15 protein-coding genes are annotated in these 19,591 nt (G+C 69.2%); 12 read left to right on the top strand and 3 right to left on the bottom strand.

Annotated elements, in window-relative coordinates; genetic code table 11:
- The 5 genes from ACFY9N_RS12785 to ACFY9N_RS12805 all read left to right on the top strand — a co-directional run.
- On the top strand, positions 1-913 hold a 913-nt coding region (locus ACFY9N_RS12785; RefSeq protein WP_391479035.1), incomplete at its 5' end, for an ABC transporter permease.
- Positions 910-2,637 (top strand): ABC transporter ATP-binding protein, encoded by a 1,728-nt coding sequence (locus tag ACFY9N_RS12790; protein WP_391479036.1) that lies wholly within the window; start codon positions 910-912, stop codon positions 2,635-2,637. The genes ACFY9N_RS12785 and ACFY9N_RS12790, both read left to right, overlap by 4 nt.
- Before the next feature lie 33 nt (positions 2,638-2,670).
- Positions 2,671-3,840 (top strand): glycoside hydrolase family 1 protein, encoded by a 1,170-nt coding sequence (locus ACFY9N_RS12795; protein WP_391479038.1) that lies wholly within the window; start codon positions 2,671-2,673, stop codon positions 3,838-3,840.
- 40 nt (positions 3,841-3,880) lie between these two features.
- On the top strand, positions 3,881-5,500 hold the full coding sequence (metG, locus tag ACFY9N_RS12800; protein WP_391479039.1) for a methionine--tRNA ligase: 1,620 nt from the start codon (positions 3,881-3,883) through the stop codon (positions 5,498-5,500).
- 13 nt (positions 5,501-5,513) lie between these two features.
- Positions 5,514-6,383, top strand: coding sequence for a TatD family hydrolase (locus ACFY9N_RS12805; protein ID WP_391479041.1), 870 nt, complete (start codon positions 5,514-5,516; stop codon positions 6,381-6,383).
- On the opposite strand, the gene ACFY9N_RS12810 is transcribed toward ACFY9N_RS12805, so the two are convergent.
- Complete coding sequence (locus ACFY9N_RS12810; RefSeq protein ID WP_391479042.1) at positions 6,365-7,612, bottom strand: MFS transporter; 1,248 nt, start codon at positions 7,610-7,612, stop codon at positions 6,365-6,367. The two genes, ACFY9N_RS12805 and ACFY9N_RS12810, sit on opposite strands and share 19 nt — an antisense overlap.
- A 36-nt stretch (positions 7,613-7,648) precedes the next feature.
- Between ACFY9N_RS12810 and rsmA the strand changes: the two genes are divergently transcribed.
- The 7 genes from rsmA to ACFY9N_RS12845 all read left to right on the top strand — a co-directional run bounded on the left by rsmA (position 7,649) and on the right by ACFY9N_RS12845 (position 15,865).
- Positions 7,649-8,509, top strand: coding sequence for a 16S rRNA (adenine(1518)-N(6)/adenine(1519)-N(6))-dimethyltransferase RsmA (gene rsmA / locus ACFY9N_RS12815; RefSeq protein WP_391479044.1), 861 nt, complete (start codon positions 7,649-7,651; stop codon positions 8,507-8,509).
- Positions 8,506-9,573, top strand: coding sequence for an L-glyceraldehyde 3-phosphate reductase (gene mgrA / locus ACFY9N_RS12820; RefSeq protein WP_391479045.1), 1,068 nt, complete (start codon positions 8,506-8,508; stop codon positions 9,571-9,573). Before rsmA ends, mgrA begins: the two co-directional genes overlap by 4 nt.
- 4 nt (positions 9,574-9,577) lie before the next feature.
- Positions 9,578-10,525, top strand: a complete 948-nt coding sequence (locus ACFY9N_RS12825) for a 4-(cytidine 5'-diphospho)-2-C-methyl-D-erythritol kinase (protein WP_391479046.1) — start codon at positions 9,578-9,580, stop codon at positions 10,523-10,525.
- A gap of 101 nt (positions 10,526-10,626) precedes the next feature.
- Positions 10,627-11,658: a LacI family DNA-binding transcriptional regulator gene (locus ACFY9N_RS12830; RefSeq protein WP_391479047.1), complete on the top strand. Its 1,032-nt coding sequence runs from the start codon at positions 10,627-10,629 to the stop codon at positions 11,656-11,658.
- Between the two features lie 153 nt (positions 11,659-11,811).
- Positions 11,812-13,332 carry a multiple monosaccharide ABC transporter ATP-binding protein gene (mmsA, locus tag ACFY9N_RS12835; RefSeq protein WP_391479239.1) on the top strand — a complete coding sequence of 507 codons (1,521 nt, stop codon included), beginning with the start codon at positions 11,812-11,814 and terminating at the stop codon, positions 13,330-13,332.
- A complete protein-coding gene (gene mmsB, locus ACFY9N_RS12840; protein ID WP_391479049.1) occupies positions 13,329-14,684 on the top strand; it encodes a multiple monosaccharide ABC transporter permease in 1,356 nt (451 codons plus the stop codon). The genes mmsA and mmsB overlap by 4 nt, the downstream gene beginning before the upstream one ends.
- A gap of 59 nt (positions 14,685-14,743) precedes the next feature.
- On the top strand, positions 14,744-15,865 hold the full coding sequence (locus ACFY9N_RS12845; protein WP_391479051.1) for a substrate-binding domain-containing protein: 1,122 nt from the start codon (positions 14,744-14,746) through the stop codon (positions 15,863-15,865).
- Positions 15,866-15,927: 62 nt separating this feature from the next.
- On the opposite strand, the gene ACFY9N_RS12850 is transcribed toward ACFY9N_RS12845, so the two are convergent.
- Both ACFY9N_RS12850 and ACFY9N_RS12855 read right to left on the bottom strand, forming a co-directional pair.
- Complete coding sequence (locus ACFY9N_RS12850; protein WP_391479052.1) at positions 15,928-17,214, bottom strand: glycoside hydrolase family 125 protein; 1,287 nt, start codon at positions 17,212-17,214, stop codon at positions 15,928-15,930.
- Positions 17,202-19,583, bottom strand: a complete 2,382-nt coding sequence (locus ACFY9N_RS12855; RefSeq protein WP_391479054.1) for a glycoside hydrolase family 3 protein — start codon at positions 19,581-19,583, stop codon at positions 17,202-17,204. The genes ACFY9N_RS12850 and ACFY9N_RS12855 overlap by 13 nt, the downstream gene beginning before the upstream one ends.
- Positions 19,584-19,591: the final 8 nt, after the last annotated feature.

Consider the following 19,591-nt stretch of genomic DNA (forward strand, 5'->3'; position numbering starts at 1 on the left):
GACCTCCACGATGAACGTCAAGATCCCCTCCGACCGCATCGCCCAGCCGAGCCGCTGGCGCTCGGTGGGCCGCATGGTCGGCACGCTGTGGTCGAACGGCAAGGCCCGCATCGGGCTGTGCCTGCTCGCCTTCTTCGTGCTGGTCGCGGTCTTCGCCCCGCTCCTCGCTCCGTACGGTGCGAAGGAGAACGGCTTCGAACGCAACGCGGATGCCTCGGCCGCACACTGGCTGGGCACCACCGCGGCGGGGGAGGACGTGCTGAGCCAGCTCATCTACGGGGCGCAGGTCAGCCTGCTCGTCGGCTTCGCCGCCGGCATCCTCTCGACCGTGGTCGCCGTGCTGATCGGTCTGAGCTGGGGCTACATGCGCGGGTTCTCGGGCGAGGTCGTCGGATTCGTCGTCAACCTGTTCCTCGTGATCCCCGGCCTGCCGCTCATGATCGTGATCGCCGCGTACCTCCAGAACGGCGGCATCCTGATGATCATCGCGGTGATCGTGATCACCGGCTGGGCGTGGGGGGCGCGCGTGCTGCGCAGTCAGACGCAGTCGCTGCGCGGCAACGACTTCGTGGCCTCCGCGCAGTTCTCGGGCGACAGCCCGGCGCGCATCGTGTTCCGCGAGATCCTGCCGAACATGACCTCGATCATCGCCGGAACGCTCTTCGGGGCGGCCACCGCGGCGATCCTCGCCGAAGCGGGCCTGGAGTTCCTGGGCCTCGGCGACTCGAGCATCGTCAGCTGGGGCACCATGCTCTACTGGGCGCAGAACTCCAACTCCCTGCTCACGGGCCAGTGGTTGCTGCTGTTCGCCCCCGGTCTGTGCATCGCGCTGCTCGCGCTGAGCCTCACACTCATCAACTTCGGCGTGGACGGCATCTCCAATCCGCGCCTGCGGGAAGGGAAGGGGCGATGACCGCCATGACCACGGTTTCCGAGACGACCGAGACCCCGATCCTCCTCGAGGTCGAGCAGCTGTCGGTCGAGTACGCCTCCCCGGGCGCCGAGCCGGTGCAGGCCGTGCACGACGTGTCGTTCACGCTGCGGCAGGGGGAGTTCGTCGGACTCGTCGGCGAGTCCGGGTCGGGCAAGTCGACCCTCGGGTTCGCGCTGACCCGGCTGCAGAAGCCTCCGGCGCGCATCAGCGGAGGGCGGATCCTGTTCGACGGGAAGGACATCCGCGACCTCGACGCCGAGGGCCTGCGCCGTCAGCGCCAGGGCGGCTTCGCGATGGTGCTGCAGTCGGGGATGAACGCGCTGAACCCGGTGCGCACCGTCGGGCACCACTTCGACGACATCTTCGCCGCGCACGGTCACGTGCCGCGCGAGTCGCGGGCGGCCCGGGCGCGCGAGCTCGTCGCGAAGGTCGGCCTCGACCCCGCCGTGCTCGCGCGCTACCCCGGCGAGCTTTCGGGCGGCATGCGCCAGCGCGCGTCGATCGCCCTCGCCCTCTCGCTCGAACCGCAGCTGATGGTGTTCGACGAGCCGACCACCGCGCTCGACGTGCTCGTGCAACACGCGGTGATGGACACGATCCGCGATCTGCAGCGCGCCGAGGGGTTCACGGCGATCCTCATCAGCCACGACCTCGGCATCGTGCTCGAGGCGACCGACCGCGTCATGGTGATGCACGAGGGGCGCATCGTCGAGGACTCGGCGAGCGCCAGCATCCTGCACTCCCCGGAGGACGACTACACGCGCATGCTGCTGAGTCACTACGCCGATCCGCGCGCGAAGACGATCGAGATCCCGGGGTTCGTCGACGCCGGCACGCGGCGTCGCGAGGGGCGCTCGCGCACCGACGTCACCGAGACGCTGCCGACGGTGTCGCAGCGCGACACGCGACGGGCGGATGCCGCGATCGTCGTCGACGGCGTGAGCAAGCGGTACCCCGCTCCGCGCCGGGGTCAGGATGCCGTCACGGCGGTCGACGACGTCTCGTTCCGCCTGGAGCCGGGGGAGGCCCTGGCGCTCGTGGGCGCTTCGGGATCGGGCAAGTCGACGATCGCGAAGCTGCTGACGGGCGTCGAGAAGCCGAGCTCGGGAACGGTCCGGTTCGGCGAGACCGACGTCGCTTCTCTGCGCCGTCGCGGTCTGCGGGATCTGCGCAAGGACGTGCAGATGGTCTTCCAGGATCCGTACGCCGCGCTCAACCCGCTGCACACGGTCGAGTACGCGTTGAGCCGGCCGATCCGCAACTACACACCGCTGCGCGGGGCGGAGGCGCGTGCCCGGATGCTGGAGCTGCTCGACACGGTCGGTCTCACCCCGGTCGAGCAGTTCGCCGCCAAGTTGCCGCACCAGCTCTCGGGTGGACAGCGGCAGCGCGTCGTGATCGCGCGGGCGCTCGCGAGCGATCCGCAGGTGCTGATCGCCGATGAGCCGGTGTCGATGCTCGACGTCTCGCTGCGTGCCGGGGTGCTCGCCCTGCTCGAGGATCTGCGCGAGCGCTGGGGCATCAGCATGCTCTACATCACGCACGATCTGCTCAGTGCGCGCCTCGTGACCGAGAACATCCTCGTGCTCAACCGCGGCCGGGTCGTCGAGCGCGGCGAGACCTCGCACGTGCTGCAGCATCCCGAGGATCCGTACACGGTCGAGCTGCTCGACGCCGTGCCCAATCCCGCGCGTTCGCGCTGAGAAACCACCAGACCCCTCACGAAAGGAGCATTCGTGCTCGCATTCCCCGACGGCTTCCTCTGGGGCGCCGCGACCGCCGCCCACCAGGTCGAGGGCAACAACACGACCAGCAACTGGTGGCGCATGGAGCATGCGCCGGACACGACGATGGTGGAGCCGTCGGGCGACGCCGCCGACCACCTGCACCGCTATCCGGAGGACATGCGGTTGCTCGCGGACGCCGGGCTCAACTCGTACCGGTTCTCGCTGGAGTGGGCGCGGATCGAGCCCGAGCGCGGCTTCGTCTCGCGCGCGATGCTCGAACACTACCGGCGCATGATCGACACGGCACGCGAGAACGGGCTCGACCCCACGGTCACCCTGATGCACTTCACGGTGCCGGAGTGGTTCCAGCGCGACGGGTTCTGGCGTGCGGACGACGCGGTCGACCTCTTCTCGCGCTACGTCGAGACCGTGCTGCCGATCCTCGACGGCGTGCGGTACGTGTGCACGATCAACGAGCCGAACATCGCGGCGATGCTCGCGGGTGGCGAGGACGCCGCGAACCTCGTGGCCTACGGTCTGCCGAACCCCGACCTCGCGGTCGCCGACACACTGCTCGACGCGCACCGGCGGGCCTCCGAGATCGTGCACTCGGTCTCGGGCGCGCAGGCGGGGTGGACGATCGCCACGCAGGCGTTCCACTCGACCGGCGAGCCGGGCGCCGATGAGATGCTCGCGCAGTACGGCGATCCTCGCGACCACTGGTACCTCGAGCAGTCCGCGGGCGACGACTTCGTGGGCGTGCAGGCGTACACCCGCACCTTCATCGGCCCCGAGGGGCCGCTGCCGGTCTCACCCGACGTCGAGACGACGCTCACGGGATGGGAGTTCTTCCCCGATGCCCTCGAGCTGGGTGTGCGCAGCGCGTGGGAGCGCAGCGGCGGGGTGCCGGTGATCGTGACCGAGAACGGCATCGCGACCGCCGACGACACCCGCCGCATCGCCTACACGCAGGGCGCGTTGGAAGGGCTGCACCGGGCGATCTCCGACGGCATCGAGGTGCGCGGCTACCAGCACTGGAGCGCGCTCGACAACTACGAGTGGGCGAGCGGCTTCGCCCCGACGTTCGGCCTGATCGCCTTCGACCACGAGACGTTCGAGCGCACCCCGAAGCCCTCGCTCGCGTGGCTCGGAGAGGTCGCACGGCGCAACGGGCTCTGATCGCGTAACCGCGGGCACGGGGGCACCTAGAATTGTCTCCATGCCCGCAGGCGAATCGTTCTACATCACCACGCCCATCTACTACCCCTCCGATGTGCCCCACATCGGCCACGGGTACACCTCGGTGGCGGTCGACACGCTCGCGCGCTGGCACCGCCAGGCGGGCGATGACACCTGGATGCTCACGGGCACCGATGAGCACGGCCAGAAGATGCTGCGTGCGGCGGCGGCGAACAACGTCACTCCGCAGGAGTGGGTCGACAAGCTCGTCAGCGAGGCGTGGTTCCCTCTGCTGAAGACGCTCGACGTCGCCAACGACGACTTCATCCGCACGACGCAGGAGCGTCACGAGGACCGCGTGAAGAAGTTCGTGCAGGCGATCTACGATCGCGGCTACATCTACGCGGGCGAGTACGAGGCTCTCTACTGTGTGGGCTGTGAGGAGTTCAAGCCCGAGTCCGAGATCCTCGACGGCACCGGGCCCTTCGAAGGCCTGAAGGTCTGCGCGATCCACTCCAAGCCCCTCGAACTGCTGCAGGAGAAGAACTACTTCTTCAAGCTCAGCGAGTTCCAGGACCGCCTGCTCGAGCTCTACAAGGAGCGCCCCGACTTCATCCGCCCCGAGTCGGCACGCAACGAGGTCGTCTCGTTCGTGCGCCAGGGTCTCAAGGACCTCTCGATCTCGCGCTCGGCGTTCGACTGGGGCATCGAGGTGCCGTGGGACGACGCGCACGTCATCTACGTGTGGGTCGACGCCCTGCTCAACTACGCCACCGCCGTCGGATACGGCGACCCTTCGACAGGCCCTTCGACAGGCTCAGGACAGGCCCCAGGGACCCAGACCGAGTTCGAGCGTCGCTGGCCCGCGTACCACGTGGTCGGCAAGGACATCCTGCGCTTCCACGCCGTCATCTGGCCGGCGATGCTGATGGCCGCGGGCGTGGATGTGCCGAAGGGCGTGTTCGCGCACGGCTGGCTGCTGGTCGGCGGCGAGAAGATGTCGAAGTCGAAGCTCACCGGCATCGCGCCGACCGAGATCACCGACGTCTTCGGGTCCGACGCGTACCGCTTCTACTTCCTGTCGGCGATCGCCTTCGGCCAGGACGGTTCGTTCTCGTGGGAGGACCTCGCGGCGCGCTACCAGGCCGAGCTAGCGAACGGCTTCGGCAACCTCGCCTCACGCACGACCGCGATGATCGAGAAGTACTTCGAGGGGATCGTGCCGCCGGCGGGCGAGTACACCGAGAAGGATCTCGCGATCCAGAAGATTGTGGCGGATGCCGCGACGAACGCGGATGCCGCGATCGAGAACTTCCGCATCGACGAGGCGATCTCGTCGATCTGGACCGTCGTCGACGCGCTCAACGGCTACATCACCGAGAACGAGCCGTGGGCGCTGGCCCGCGACGAGGAGCAGCGCGGTCGCCTGGGCACGGTTCTGTACACGTGCGCCGAGGGCCTGCGTGCGCTGGCCGTGCTGCTGTCGCCGGTGATGCCGCAGTCGACCGAGAAGCTGTGGGAGGCGCTCGGCGCCGGAGACGACCTCGGCCGACTGCAGGATCAGCCGATCCGCGAGGCCGGCGCCTGGGGCAAGCTCGCCCCGGGTACGAGCGTCAACGGTCTCGCGCCGCTGTTCCCGCGCGTGGAATCCGCGGTCTGAGCCGCTTCGCGTCATGACCTACGTGCAGCAGCGCGACGGCGAGGGCCGCAAGGATCTCCGGTATCCGGCTGCCCCCGAGCCGCTCGCGGTGCCGGTGTACGACAACCACGCGCACCTCGACATCGTCGACGGCGACGAGCCGCTGACGCTCGTCGAGCAGCTCGACCGGGCCCAGGCGGTCGGCATCGCCGGCGTCGTGCAGTCCTCGGGCGACATCGAGTCGTCGCGCTGGGCGGTGGAGGCTGCGGCATCCGATTCCCGCGTGCTCGCGGCGGTGGCGATCCATCCGAACGATGCCCCGACCTACGCGGAAGAGGGGCGCCTCGACGAGGCGATCACGGTGATCGACGAGCTCGCCGCGCACCCGCGCACGCGGGCCGTCGGCGAGACGGGCCTGGATTTCTTCCGGACCGAGCCCGAGCGTCGCGGTCCGCAGCACGAGTCCTTCGAGGCGCACATCGCGATCGCGAAGAAGCACGGCATCGCGATGCAGATCCACGATCGCGACGCGCACGACGCGGTGCTCGAGACGCTCACGCGAGTCGGGGCGCCCGACACGACCGTGTTCCACTGCTTCTCGGGTGACGATGCGATGGCCCGCGTCTGCGCGGATGCCGGGTACTACCTGTCGTTCGCCGGCAACGTGACGTTCAAGAACGCGCAGAACCTTCGCGACGCGCTGGCGGTGACGCCGCTCGACCGCATCCTGGTCGAGACGGATGCCCCGTTCCTCACCCCCGTGCCGCTGCGCGGGCGACCGAACGCGCCGTACCTCGTGCCGATCACGGTGCGCTTCATGGCGGCCGAACTCGATCTCGAGGTCGACGAGCTCTGCGCCCGCATCGCCGCGAACACGCAGCGGGTCTACGGAAGCTTCGCCTGAACGATCGCGCTGATCGGCTTCCAGACGAACAGCAGGGTCAGCGCCGCTCCGGCGAACGCGAACCACCAGGGTGCGGTGAGCCCCCAGATCTCGGCGATCACGCCGCCGAGGGCCTGCCCGATCACCATGCCCCCGAAGACGCCGACCATGTTCACCGACGCGACGCGGCCCTGCAGTTCGGCGGGCACGAGCCGTTGGCGCACGGTGGTCGAGATCGTGCCCCAGACGAAGGCGTAGGCACCGAAGAAGAACATGATCACCAGCGCGACCCAGCCCACGGTGGTCAGGGCGAAGGCCAGGTGCATCAGCACCTCGAGCGTCAGCACGATGCGCATGAGGCTCGCGAACGAGACGTGCCGCTCCAGCCAGCCGAAGCTGACCGTCGCGAGGATGCCGCCGAGCGCCGACGCCGTGGTGAGCGCGCCGTACCCCACGGCGCCCATCTGCAGGTGCTCGGTCGCGTAGAGAACGAGCACTCCCCAGGGCGCGGCCCAGGTGACGTTGAAGAGCAGGATGATGAGCACCAGCATCCGCACCGGGGGATTGCGCCAGAGCCAGCGCAGTCCCTCGGCGATGTCGGTGTGCACCGGCGGGTGGGCGATCGCGTCGCCGTCGGCGCTCCCACGCGGCGGCACCGGGGTGCGCGCCATCCGCGAGATGAGCACGACGGCCGCGAGCACGCACACGATCTCGACGAGGAACGGCCAGGCGCTTCCTGCCGCGAAGAGGAAAGCGCCGAGCGGTGGACCGGCGAACTGGTTGGCGACGAGGTAGCCCGCCTGGAGCCGCGCGTTGCCGATGCCCAGATCGGCGGGCTGCACGAGCATCGGCAGCAGCGTGCTGCCGGCGGTGTCGACGAACACCTCGGCGGTGCCGTAGAGGAAGGCGACCGCCAGCACGATCCAGATGTTCGCGGTGCCGGTCACGAGGAACACGCAGAGGGCGGCGAGCACGACGGCGCGGGCGGCGTTCGCGAGCATCACCAGGCGGCGGCGGTCGAAGCGGTCGGCGATCGCGCCCGCGTGCAGGCCGAACAGCAGCCACGGGAGGAACTGCAGAATGGCGCCGGCCGCGACGAGGATCGGGGAGGACGTCATCGAGGCGATCAGCAGGGGAGCGGCGGCGAGAGCGACGCCGTCGCCGACGTTGCTCGTCCACGACGAGGCCAGCAGCCACCGGAAATCACGCCCCATGCGGCGTGGGGCGACGAGTTCTCCGAGGGTGGGCACGTCATGACATTACTCAGGGTGGGGGACAATGGAGCCATGACCGTCTCCCTGCTCGGCGCCACCGACATCCGCCGACTCGCCGCCGAGCTCGACGTCACCCCGACCAAGAAGCTCGGCCAGAACTTCGTGGTCGACGCCAACACGGTGCGCAAGATCGTGCACGCCGCCCGCGTGCAGCCGGGGGAGCGGGTCGTGGAGGTCGGGCCCGGCCTCGGTTCCCTGACCCTCGCGATCCTCGAGGCCGGAGCATCCGTCACCGCCGTCGAGATCGACCACCGCCTCGCTGCCCGCCTGCCGCAGACCGCCGCGGAGCGCGGCGTGCCCGAGGGCATGCTGACCGTCGTGGACGCCGACGCGCTGCGCATCACCGAGCTGCCCGGTGAGCCGACCGTGCTCGTCGCCAACCTTCCCTACAACGTCTCGGTGCCGGTGCTGCTGCACTTCCTCGAGAACTTCGCGTACCTGAAGCGGGGTGTCGTGATGGTGCAGGCCGAGGTCGCCGAACGTCTCGCCGCGAAACCGGGGTCGAAGATCTACGGCTCCCCGAGCGTGAAGGCCGCTTGGTACGGCGAGTGGAAGCTGTGCGGCAACGTCTCGCGCCAGGTCTTCTGGCCGGTCCCGAACGTCGACAGCCTGCTGGTCGGTTTCGATCGTTCCGAGGGGGAGCGGGGGAGCGAGGACGAGCGCCGTCGCACTTTCGAGATCGTGGATGCCGCGTTCAACCAGCGGCGCAAGATGCTGCGCCAGGCGCTGTCGGGCATCTTCGGTAGCTCGGCCGCGGCATCCGAGGTCCTGACCGCCGCCGGCGTCGCGCCGACCGCCCGGGGCGAGGATCTTACGGTCGATGACTACCAGAAGATCGCCGCGCAGGCCGCAACGACTAATCTGGCACCGTGACCGACTCCCCCCGCTTCAGCCCGAACGTCCCCGAACTGCACCGCCCGTACGCCGCCGCCGAAGGCCGCTACAGCGAGTTCGCCTATCGCCAGGTCGGGTCGTCCGGCCTCTACCTCCCGCCGATCTCCCTCGGCCTGTGGTGGAACTTCGGCGACAACATCCCGCTCGACAACCAGCGCGCACTGCTGCGCCACGCGTTCGACCGCGGCATCACGCACTTCGACCTCGCCAACAACTACGGCCCGCCGTACGGCTCGGCCGAGAAGAACTTCGGCCGCATCTTCGCCGAGGACTTCCGCCCGTACCGCGACGAGCTCATCATCTCGTCGAAGGCCGGCTGGGACATGTGGCCCGGGCCCTACGGCGACTTCGCGAGCCGCAAGTACATCCTCGCCAGCGCCGAGCAGTCGCTGACCCGCATGGGTCTCGACTACGTCGACATCTTCTACTCGCACCGCGTCGACCCGGTCACCCCGATCACCGAGACGGTGGCGGCTCTCGACACCCTCGTCCGTCAGGGCAAGGCGCTCTACGTGGGCATCTCGTCGTACAGCGCCGAGCGCACGGCCGAGGCGGTCGCCGTGGCGAAGGAACTCGGTACGCCTCTCGTCATCCACCAGCCCGCGTACTCGATCCTCAACCGCTGGGTCGAGGACGGGCTGAACGACACCCTCACCGAGAACGGCCTCGGCGCGATCGCGTTCACGCCGCTCGCCCAGGGGCTGCTCACCGACAAGTACCTCGGCGATGGCACCGCCGATCGTGCGCAGAAGCGCGGATCGCTGCCCGAGGGGCGCCTCAGCGACGAGGCCGTGCAGACGCTGCGCGACCTGAACGAGGTGGCGAAGGAGCGCGGGCAGTCGCTCGCCCAGCTCGCCCTGCAGTGGACGCTGCGCAACCCGGTCGTCGCTTCGGCACTGATCGGCGCCTCGCGCGTCTCGCAGCTCGACGAGAACATCGCCGCGGTGAACGGTCCGGAGTTCACCTCCGAACAGCTCGACCGCATCGACGCCCTCTCGGGCAAGGTCGACGTCAACCTGTGGGCCAAGTCCTCGGAGCTGTGAGCCGATGAGCTCTGCCGCGTCCGTCGATCGGGTGCACGTCCGCGCCCCGGGGAAGATCAACGTCTTCCTCGGGGTCGGCGGGCGCCACGACGACGGGTATCACGCCCTCGCGACCGTCTTCCAGGCGGTCTCGCTGTACGAGGACGTGATCGCACGCGCGGCGGACGAATTCTCGGTGACGGTCAGGGGCGTGGAAGGGGCCGACGTCCGCGACGCGGATGCCGTGCCGCTCGACGACCGCAACCTCGCGATGCGTGCGGCGAAGCTCCTCGCGGCCGCCGCCGACTACCACGGCGGTGTCGCGCTCGAGATCCGCAAAAGCGTCCCGGTCGCCGGCGGCATGGGTGGGGGATCGGCGGATGCCGCGGCCGCCCTCGTCGCGTGCGATGCGCTGTGGGGCACCGGGTTCTCGCTCGCGCGGCTGCACGAGTTGGCCGCGCGACTCGGAGCCGACGTGCCCTTCGCCCTGCACGGGGGTACCGCCGTGGGCACCGGGCGCGGCGATCAGCTCAACCCCGCGCTCGCCCGTGGCCGGTTCGACTGGGTGCTCGTCACGAGCGACGAGGGCCTCTCGACCCCCGTCGTGTACGAGCAGCTCGACCGGCTCCGCGAGGAGGAGGGCGCGCTCGCCGACGACCCGCCGCTGAGCCTCGACGTGCCGATCCCCGTGCTGCAGGCGCTCCGCTCGGGCGACGCGGTGCAGCTCGCGGCGAGCCTGCACAACGACCTGCAGGCGGCGGCGGCGAACCTGCGTCCCGATCTCGAGGAGACGATCCGTCGCGGCATCCGCGCGGGTGCGCTGCACGGCCTCGTGTCGGGTTCCGGGCCCACGGTCGCCCTGCTGTGCGGCGATCCGGAGTCCGCTCAGGCGGTGCAGACCTCGCTGCAGCAGGACGGTCGCGACGCGCTCCACGTGCACGGCCCCGTGCCGGGCGCGCGCATCCTCGTCTGATCCCTTCGCGGCACTCCCGCTAGGCGCTTTCGCGCGCCGAGGGTCATAATGTACGTACGATGTGACCGTGCACATGAAGGTGCACATGCAAGGAGGCCGTGATGTCCACTGCCTCCGAGCGCGCCCGGATGCCCAGCATCCGCGACGTCGCCCGCCTCGCCGGGGTCTCGCACCAGACCGTCTCGCGCGTGCTCAACGATCATCCGAGCATCCGCCCCGAGACGAAGGCGAAGGTGCTCGACGCGATCTCGGTGCTCGACTACCGCCCCAACCTCGCCGCCCGCGCGCTCGTCACGAGCAAGTCGAACATGCTCGGCGTGCTGTCGGCCACGATCGGCGAATTCGGGCCGACGTCGTCGATCGCGAGCATCGAGGATGCCGCGCGCGAGGAGGGGTACTCGGTCTCCACGCTCAACCTCGCGGCGACCACGCCCGAGGCCATCGGCAGCGCCGTGCGCCAGCTCGCGCGCGAACAGGTCGACGGCATCGTGGTGCTCGCCCCGCAGGTGCGCGTGTTCCACGTGCTGCGGGGGATGGCGGTCGACTTCCCGTTCGTGACGCTGCAGACCGCGTCGGGATCGGACGGGGTGAGCCTGTCGGCGGATCAGGTCGCCGGGGCGAGGGCGGCGACCGAGCACCTCATCCGCCTGGGGCACAGCGACATCCTGCACCTGGCCGGCCCGCAGGACTGGATCGAGGCGGAGTCGCGCATGCGTGGCTATCTCGACGGCCTCCGCGAGGCCGACCTGCCGACGTTCCCGCCCATCCGTGGCGACTGGACCGCGGACTTCGGTTACTTCGCGGGGCAGGAGCTGTCGCGTCGGCGCGACTTCACGGCCGTGTTCGCGGCGAACGACCTCATGGCGATCGGGCTCATGCACGGGTTCCGCGACGCCGGGGTGCGGGTGCCCGATGACATCAGCGTCGTCGGTTTCGACGACGTGCCGGTGGCCGCGCACGTCGCGCCGACCCTCACCACCGTGCATCAGGACTTCCCCGAGCTGGGGCGTCGCGCGGTGAGGATCCTGCTCGCGCAGATCCGGGGGGAGCAGGCTCCGGAGTTCGGTCCGATCCAGACGACCGTGCGCGATCGCGAGTCCGCCGGGCCCCACGTCCGACGCATGTCACGGTAGCGACACGAAAATCCGTGTCGGACTTGACAGGTCCGGTATGCCGGAGTTGTATGTACCAATGTGAACGGTCACATCGAAGGTGACCGCACGTCGCGAGGAAGATCCGTGAGCACCACAGCAACGTTGCCTACCGTGTCTGGCCCCATCCTGGAGATGAAGAACATCACCAAGGAGTTCCCGGGGGTCAAGGCTCTCGCCGACGTCTCGATCACTGTCCGCGCCGGTGAGATCCACGCGATCTGCGGCGAGAACGGTGCCGGGAAGTCGACGCTCATGAAGGTGCTGTCGGGGGTGTACCCGTACGGCACCTACGACGGAGAGATCCTGCTCTACGGCGAGGAGCAGCGCTACAAGGACATCGCGGCGAGCGAGGCCGCCGGCATCGCGATCATCCACCAGGAGCTCGCGCTCATCCCCGAGCTCTCGGTCACCGAGAACATCTTCCTCGGCAACGAGATCCGCCGCTTCGGCACGATCGACTGGCAGGCCCAGACGCAGCGCGCCACCGAGCTGCTCGCCCGCGTCGGCCTCAACGAGGACCCCGACGTCGCGATCAAGACACTCGGCGTCGGCAAGCAGCAGCTCATCGAGATCGCGAAGGCGCTCAACAAGGACGTCAAGCTGCTCATCCTCGACGAGCCGACCGCCGCGCTCAACGAGAACGACTCGCAGCACCTGCTCGACCTGATCCTCGGCCTCAAGGCCAAGGGGATCGCGTCGATCATCATCAGTCACAAGCTCAACGAGATCGAGCAGATCGCCGACGAGATCACCATCATCCGCGACGGTCGCACGGTCGAGACGCTCGACATCTCGCGCGGTGAGATCAACGAGGACCGCATCATCCGCGGCATGGTCGGCCGCTCGCTCGAGAGCCGTTACCCCGACCGCACGCCCGAGATCGGCGAGGTGTTCTTCGAGGTCAAGGACTGGTGGGTGCAGCATCCGACCGTCTCCGAGCGCATGGTCGTGAAGGGCTCCAGCCTCAACGTGCGCCGTGGCGAGGTCGTCGGCATCGCCGGCCTCATGGGCGCGGGGCGCACCGAATTCGCGATGAGCATCTTCGGCCGCTCCTACGGCACCTACCTCGGCGGCACCATGGTCAAGGACGGCCGCGAGATCTCGCTGCCCGACGTCGCGTCGGCCATCAAGCACGGTCTCGCCTACGTGAGCGAGGATCGCAAGGTGCTCGGGCTAAACCTGCTCGACACGATCAAGCGATCGGTCGTCGCCGCCAAGCTCTCGAAGATCACCAAGCGCGGCGTCGTCGACGACCGTGCGGAGTTCGCGGTCGCCGAGCAGTACCGCAAGGCGCTGCGCATCAAGACCCCCTCGGTCGAAGAGGGCGTCGGCAAGCTGTCGGGCGGCAACCAGCAGAAGGTCGTCCTGGCTCGCTGGATGTTCACCGACCCCGACCTGCTGATCCTCGACGAGCCCACCCGCGGCATCGATGTCGGAGCGAAGTACGAGATCTACGCGATCATCAACGAGCTCGCGGCGCAGGGGAAGGGTGTCATCGTGATCTCCAGCGAGCTGCCCGAGCTGCTCGGCATCTCCGACCGCATTTACACCGTCTTCGAAGGTCGGGTCACCGACTGCATCCCGGCCGACCAGGCGACACCCGAGGCCCTCATGCGCAGCATGACCTCCGCGACCCAGAAAGCATCCGCATGACCACCGAGACCACGACCGCGAAGCGCGGTTTCCACTTCAAGGACATCACCAAGATGTTCGGAGGCGGCGGAACGTCGACGCTGCGCCAGTTCGGAATCCTCGGCAGCCTGATCGTCATCATCGTGCTGTTCGAGATCCTGACGCTCATCCGCAACGGCCCCAACGGTGCGACGCTGACCTCGGGCAACCTGATCAACGTCATCAACCAATACTCGTTCATCCTGATCCTCGCGATCGGCATGGTGATGGTCATCATCATGGGGCACATCGACCTGTCGGTCGGATCCGTGGCCGCCTTCACCGGCATCATCGTCGCGAAGTCCATGCAGGACTGGAGCCTGCCCTGGCCGCTCGCGATCCTGCTCGGCCTCGCCGTGGGTGCCGCGGTCGGCGCCTGGCAGGGCTTCTGGGTCGCGTATGTCGGAGTCCCCGCGTTCATCGTGACGCTGGCCGGAATGCTCTTCTTCCGCGGCGCGCAGCAGTGGATCGGTGACGCACAGACGATCCCGGTGCCCAAGGGCTTCCAGATCATCGGTACCGGATACCTGCCCGAGATCGGCCTGCCGCTGCCGTTCAACATCCCGACCATGCTCCTCGCGCTGCTCGGTGTGGCCTGGCTCATCTTCTTCGAGATCCGCACCCGTCGCGTGCAGCGCAAGATGGGTTCCGACAGTGCACCCCTCTGGGTGAGTGTCACCAAGGTCGTGCTGATCTCGGTCGTCGTACTCGTCGCCGCCTGGATGTTCGCGACCGGCCGCCCGGGCACCAGCTTCCCCGTGCCCGGCATCATCCTGCTGGCCCTCGTCATCCTCTACACCTTCGTCACCAGCAAGACCGTGTTCGGTCGTCACATCTACGCCGTCGGCGGCAACCGTCAGGCCGCCCGCCTGTCGGGGGTGAAGGACCGCTGGGTCGACTTCTTCGTCATGATGAACATGTCGATGCTCGCTGCCCTCGCCGGAATGATCTTCGTCGCCCGTTCGCAGGCCTCCGGCCCGAACGACGGCACCGGTTGGGAGCTCGACGCGATCGCCTCGGTCTTCATCGGTGGCGCGGCCGTCGCCGGCGGTATCGGCACCGTGATCGGATCGATCATCGGTGGTCTCGTGATGGCGTTCCTCAACAACGGCCTTGCGCTCCTCGGTCAGGGCGCCGACGTCGTCTCGATGATCAAGGGCATCGTGCTCCTGTTCGCGGTCGGCATCGACGTCTGGAACAAGCAGCAGGGCCGCCCCTCGCTCATCGGTTTCATGACGCGCCGCTTCGGCCGTCAGGTGGATCCCGCCACCGAGACCTTCGAGCCCAACAAGACCTACCAAGCCCCACCCGTCGACAAGACGAGCGGAAAGTAGGGGTCCGATCGCGTGGCCCACGCGCGTTCAGGCCTTCACACACCAGAGAAAGAGATCACATGAAGAAGATCCTTGTTACGGCGACAGCGCTTGTCGTCGCGGGCGCCTTCGCCCTCACCGGCTGCTCATCGGAGCGCGGCGGTGACACCGGATCCGGCAGCGGCGAGGAGACCACCAGCGGCTTCGAGGCGGGCTCGACGATCGGTGTCGCGCTCCCCGACAAGACGTCGGAGAACTGGGTCCTCGCCGGCAAGCTGTTCACGGACGGACTCGAGGCCGCCGGCTTCAAGGCCGACGTGCAGTACGCCCCGGCAAGCAACACGGTCGCCGAGCAGCAGAACCAGATTCAGGCCATGGTCACGAACGGTGCCAAGGTCATCATCATCGGCGCGAAGGACGGCAAGCAGCTGGCCACGCAGGTGCAGGCGGCTCAGGATGCCGGTGCCTACGTGATCGCGTACGACCGTCTCATCGAGAACACCGAGGCCGTCGACTACTACGTCGCGTTCGACAACTTCAAGGTCGGCCAGCTCCAGGGCCAGGCTCTGCTCGACGGCCTCGCCGAGCGCGCCGGTCACGAGGCGCCGTACAACATCGAGCTGTTCTCGGGTTCGCCGGATGACGCCAACTCGGCCGTGTTCTTCAACGGTGCGATGGACGTCCTGCAGCCGAAGATCGACGACGGCACGCTGAACGTGGTCTCGGGTCAGACCGCGATCGCCCAGACCGCGACCGAGGGCTGGCTCGCGGAGAACGCCCAGAACCGCATGGACACGCTCCTGACCGGTTCGTACAGCGGTGACACCGTCCTCGACGGCGTCCTGTCCCCGAACGACACCCTCGCTCGCGCCATCATCACCTCGGTGCAGCAGGCCGGCAAGCCGGTTCCGGTCGTCACGGGTCAGGACTCCGAGGTCGAGTCCGTCAAGTCGATCATGGAGGGCATCCAGTACTCCACGATCAACAAGGACACCACGCTCCTCGTCGAGCAGACCATCAAGATGGTCGAGCAGCTCCAGAAGGGCGAAGAGGTCGACGTCAACGACACCGAGCAGTACGACAACGGCGCGAAGGTCGTTCCGGCGTACCTCCTCGAGCCGCTGATCGTCACCAAGGAGAACGCCGCCGAGGCGTACGCGAACGTTCCGAGCCTGCTCGAGATCGTCCAGTCGTACCAGTAAGCATCATCAGCTCAAAGCGAACCGCCCGGGTCCTTCGACCCGGGCGGTTCGTGCGTCTGCGGTCAGTCCGCGGCGACGGTGAGCGCGAGTTCGCAGAACATCGACTCCGCCCACGAGAACCAGGGGCGACTGAAGACGGCGGGGTCGTCGACGTCGATGCTCTCGTGCACGTGCGCCGTGCCGGCATCCGTCTCGGCGATCATGCGCAGCAGGCGGATGCGGTCGTCCGGAGTGCCGACGAGACCCTCCACGGCGAGGGCGATCGGCCAGACGCGGCCCTCGCGGGTGTGGGGGCTGCCGATGCCGCGCAACGCGGTGCCCGCGAACCAGTACGGGTTCGCGGGGCTCAACACGACCCGGCGCGTGTTCTCCCAGACCTCGCGATCGATCACGTCGGCGGCGATCAGCGGGAGCGACAGCAGCGATGGCGTGTTCGCGTCGTCCATGACGAGCGCCGCGCCGAGGCCGTCGACCTCGTAGGCGTAGATCGGCTCCCCGGCGGGGCCGTCGACGATGCCGTGCGCGCGCACCCCGGCCCGCAGTTCCTCGGAGAGCGCCAGCGCGTCCGTCGCGAGTGCGTCGTCGGCGAGCACGTCGCGGGCGATTTCGGCGAGGGCGCGCAGCGCCTGGGCGGCGAACAGGTTCGCCGGAATGTTGTACCCGTAGGTGCAGGCGTCGTCGGAGGGACGGAATCCGCTCCACGTCATCCCCGTGCGGGCGACCGCCGAACCGCGGCCGCCGCGGGGGAGCGTCTCGGTGGGGATAGCGGTGGTGCGTTCGAACCGGTACGCGGAGTCCTCGTGGTGCTGCTCGGTGCGCAGCTGGTCGACGATCGTGCGAAGGACGGCGTGCACGTCGTCGTCGAAGACCGACGTGCGCCCGGTGCGACGCCAGAGGGCGTGCGCGAGGGAGACCGGGTAGCAGAGGCTGTCGACCTCGTACTTCTGCTCCCAGATCTCCGGGTCGTCGCAGACGTCGTCGGGGTCGTAGTGCGCGCCGGTCGGGCCGTTGTTGAAGGCGTTCGCGTAGGAGTCGTGCGCGAGGAAACCGAACTGCCGGCGCACCACGCCCTCGACCAGGTCGGCGAGCTGCGGGCTCTCGTCGAGGAAGCGCAGGTACGGGGTGAGCTGCGTCGTCGAATCGCGCAGCCACATCGCCGGGATGTCGCCGGTGATGATGAAGACGCGGCCGTCCGGGTCGATCCCCACGGTGTCGGTGAGGGTGCGTAGCAAGGCCGCCTCGACGAGGTCGCCGATGCGTTCGCCGGTCGTGCGGCGCACTCCGTCGGCGGCATCCGCGATCAGGGTGCGCGTGCGGTCATCGGGTGCGAAAGCGGTCAGCTCGCCCATTCCGTGCGGCCCTTCTCATCGGTGACGCGGATCGTGATCGCGTCGTCGGTCGGGTCGTGCGCGGATCCCGTCCACACGACGATCTCGGCGGGCCGGGCCTCCGGACGCCCGGTCGCCCAGGAGCCGAGGGCGTCGAGCCCGAGCTTGAGAGAGGCGGTGGTGCGAGAGGCGGTGGTGTGGGACCCGGCGGCGACGGTCACCCGGGCGACCGCCAGCAGTGTGCGGCGGCGGGGACGGATGCCGCGCTCGTGTCGGCGCCCGTACAGCGGGACGGCGACGGAGATCTCGGATGCCGAGGAGTTCGCGACCTCGACCTCGATCGTGAGCCTCCCGCCCGCTCCGAGTGCGGCTGTGGAGATGGTCAGGGATGCGGCGGACGGGTCGGGGCGCACGACGACCTCGATCGCGGGCGGTGTGCCCGTTCCGAAGAGCGTTCCGGCGGGGTGTCGCGCATCGAGGTAGCCGCGCGCGGTCTCGCGACGCTCGTCGTGGGCGACCGGGAGCACTCCGTCGGCGGAGGGGAGCGTGGTCGGCAGCAGGCCTCCGCCCACGCCGGACGTGAGGGCGCGGACGATCGCCTCTCCGCCGGCGGGGCCGGGGAAGGGAGCGAGGATCACAGCATCCGAGAGCGCGATCACGTCGTCGAGCGGACGCGGGCGACCGTCGATCACGACCGTGACCACCCGCACGGCATCCGATGCGCGCGCTGCGCGGAGCAGTGCGAGTTGCGCGTCGGGCAGGGCGAGCTGCGAGAGGTCGACTCCCTCGCCGTTGGTCGTGTCGGGGGCCGGCCCGTCGACCGCGCCGTTGTCGGCGAACTCGTCGTCGTAGCTGCGGCGGCTCGTTCCGCCGAGCACGACGAGGGCGATGTCGGCGTCGTCGAGGGCGGCGCTCACGGAAGCCCGGGCGGCGCGGGGATCGTCGAGTTCGCCGCGGTGGCGGGAGCCCGGCGCGACGCGCACCCGTTCCGTGCCGTATCGGGCGACGAGCGCCGAGTGCACGGTCGAGGCCGTCGGGTCGGGGCTCGGGCGCGGAGGGGTGTAGTCGCCGAGCTGGGCGTCGAGGTCCGCCGCGTTCGGTCCGAGGAGCGCGAACACCGGGCCGGCAGCCGGGGCGGTATCCGCGGCGGAGTCGATCGCCGGAAGCGGGAGTGCCCCCGCATCGTGCACGACGACGACGGACTGCGCGGCGGCCCGTTCGGCCAGGACGAGGAACGCGCGCTCGCGCTCGGGTTCGCTGGGACGCGCGGCCGGCACGTCGGCTCGACCGAGCGGACCCGGCTCACCGGTCAGACCGGTCAGCTCGACCAGACCGACCCGGTGCTTGAGTGCGAGCACGCGGTCGGCGGCGCGCGTCACGACGCTCTCGTCGAGGATGCCGCGCTCGACGGCCTCTTCGACGTGCGTGAAGGCCTCGTCCCAGAGGCTGAGATCGACTCCCGCGTCGAGGGCGATCGCCGCAGCCGTCGCCGGATCGGGGGAGCTGTCGCGCAGGCGATCGATCGCGGTGCCGTCGGCCATCACGAGGCCGTCCCAGCCCCAGTCCTCGCGCAGCGTGCCGGTGAGCAACTCGCGATTCGCCGTGCAGGGGATGCCGTCGATGTCGTTGTACGCCGACATGAAGCCGGCGACTCCCGCGCGCGCGGCGGCGTAGGCCGGGCGCAGATGGATCTCGCCGAGTTCCCGGCGTCCGATCGGAGCGCCGGAGCCGTTGCGACCGCCGATCCCGGCGCCCTGTGCGGCCAGGTGCTTCGCGACGACGGCGACTCGATCGGCGGCGATCATCGACGCTGCGGTGTCAGCATCCGTCCCCTGCATCCCGCGCACCGTCGCCTCGACGAGGAGGGCGGCCAGCGCTGGATCCTCGCCGAAGCACTCCTCGGCCCGCCCCCAGCGCGGGTCGCGCAGCACGTCGAGTCCCGAGACCAGCGCGACGTGCGTGCCGCGTGCGCGTGTCTCGGCGGCGACGTGCGCCGCGAGCTCCCGGGTGAGGTCGGTATCCATGCCCGCACCGAGCGCCAGGTTGACGGGCAGGGTCGTGCCGCCGAGAGCCATGAGGCCGTGCGGCACCTCCTCGACGAACAGCGTCGGCAGGCCCGCCCCGTGTGTGACGACGTACTCCTGCACAGCCGCGTACGCCTCGGCGCTGCGCTCGGGCGGGATGCCGTTGCTCCACCGCACCTGCGACCAGGGGTCGGCGCGCAGCACGCCGTAGATCGCGCCGATGCCGCCCCAACGATCGACCTCCCGACGCAGGACATCGGTGATGCGGGGTGCGCCGTCGACCCAGTGCACCGCCTCCCAGCCCTTGAGCCGCTGATTGATCTGGCCGACGCGCTCGCGCAGGGGGAGGGACGCGGAGGTGGTCATCCCGTGTT

Origin of the sequence: Microbacterium sp. NPDC008134 (assembly GCF_042957055.1) — a bacterium.
Taxonomy (GTDB): domain Bacteria; phylum Actinomycetota; class Actinomycetes; order Actinomycetales; family Microbacteriaceae; genus Microbacterium.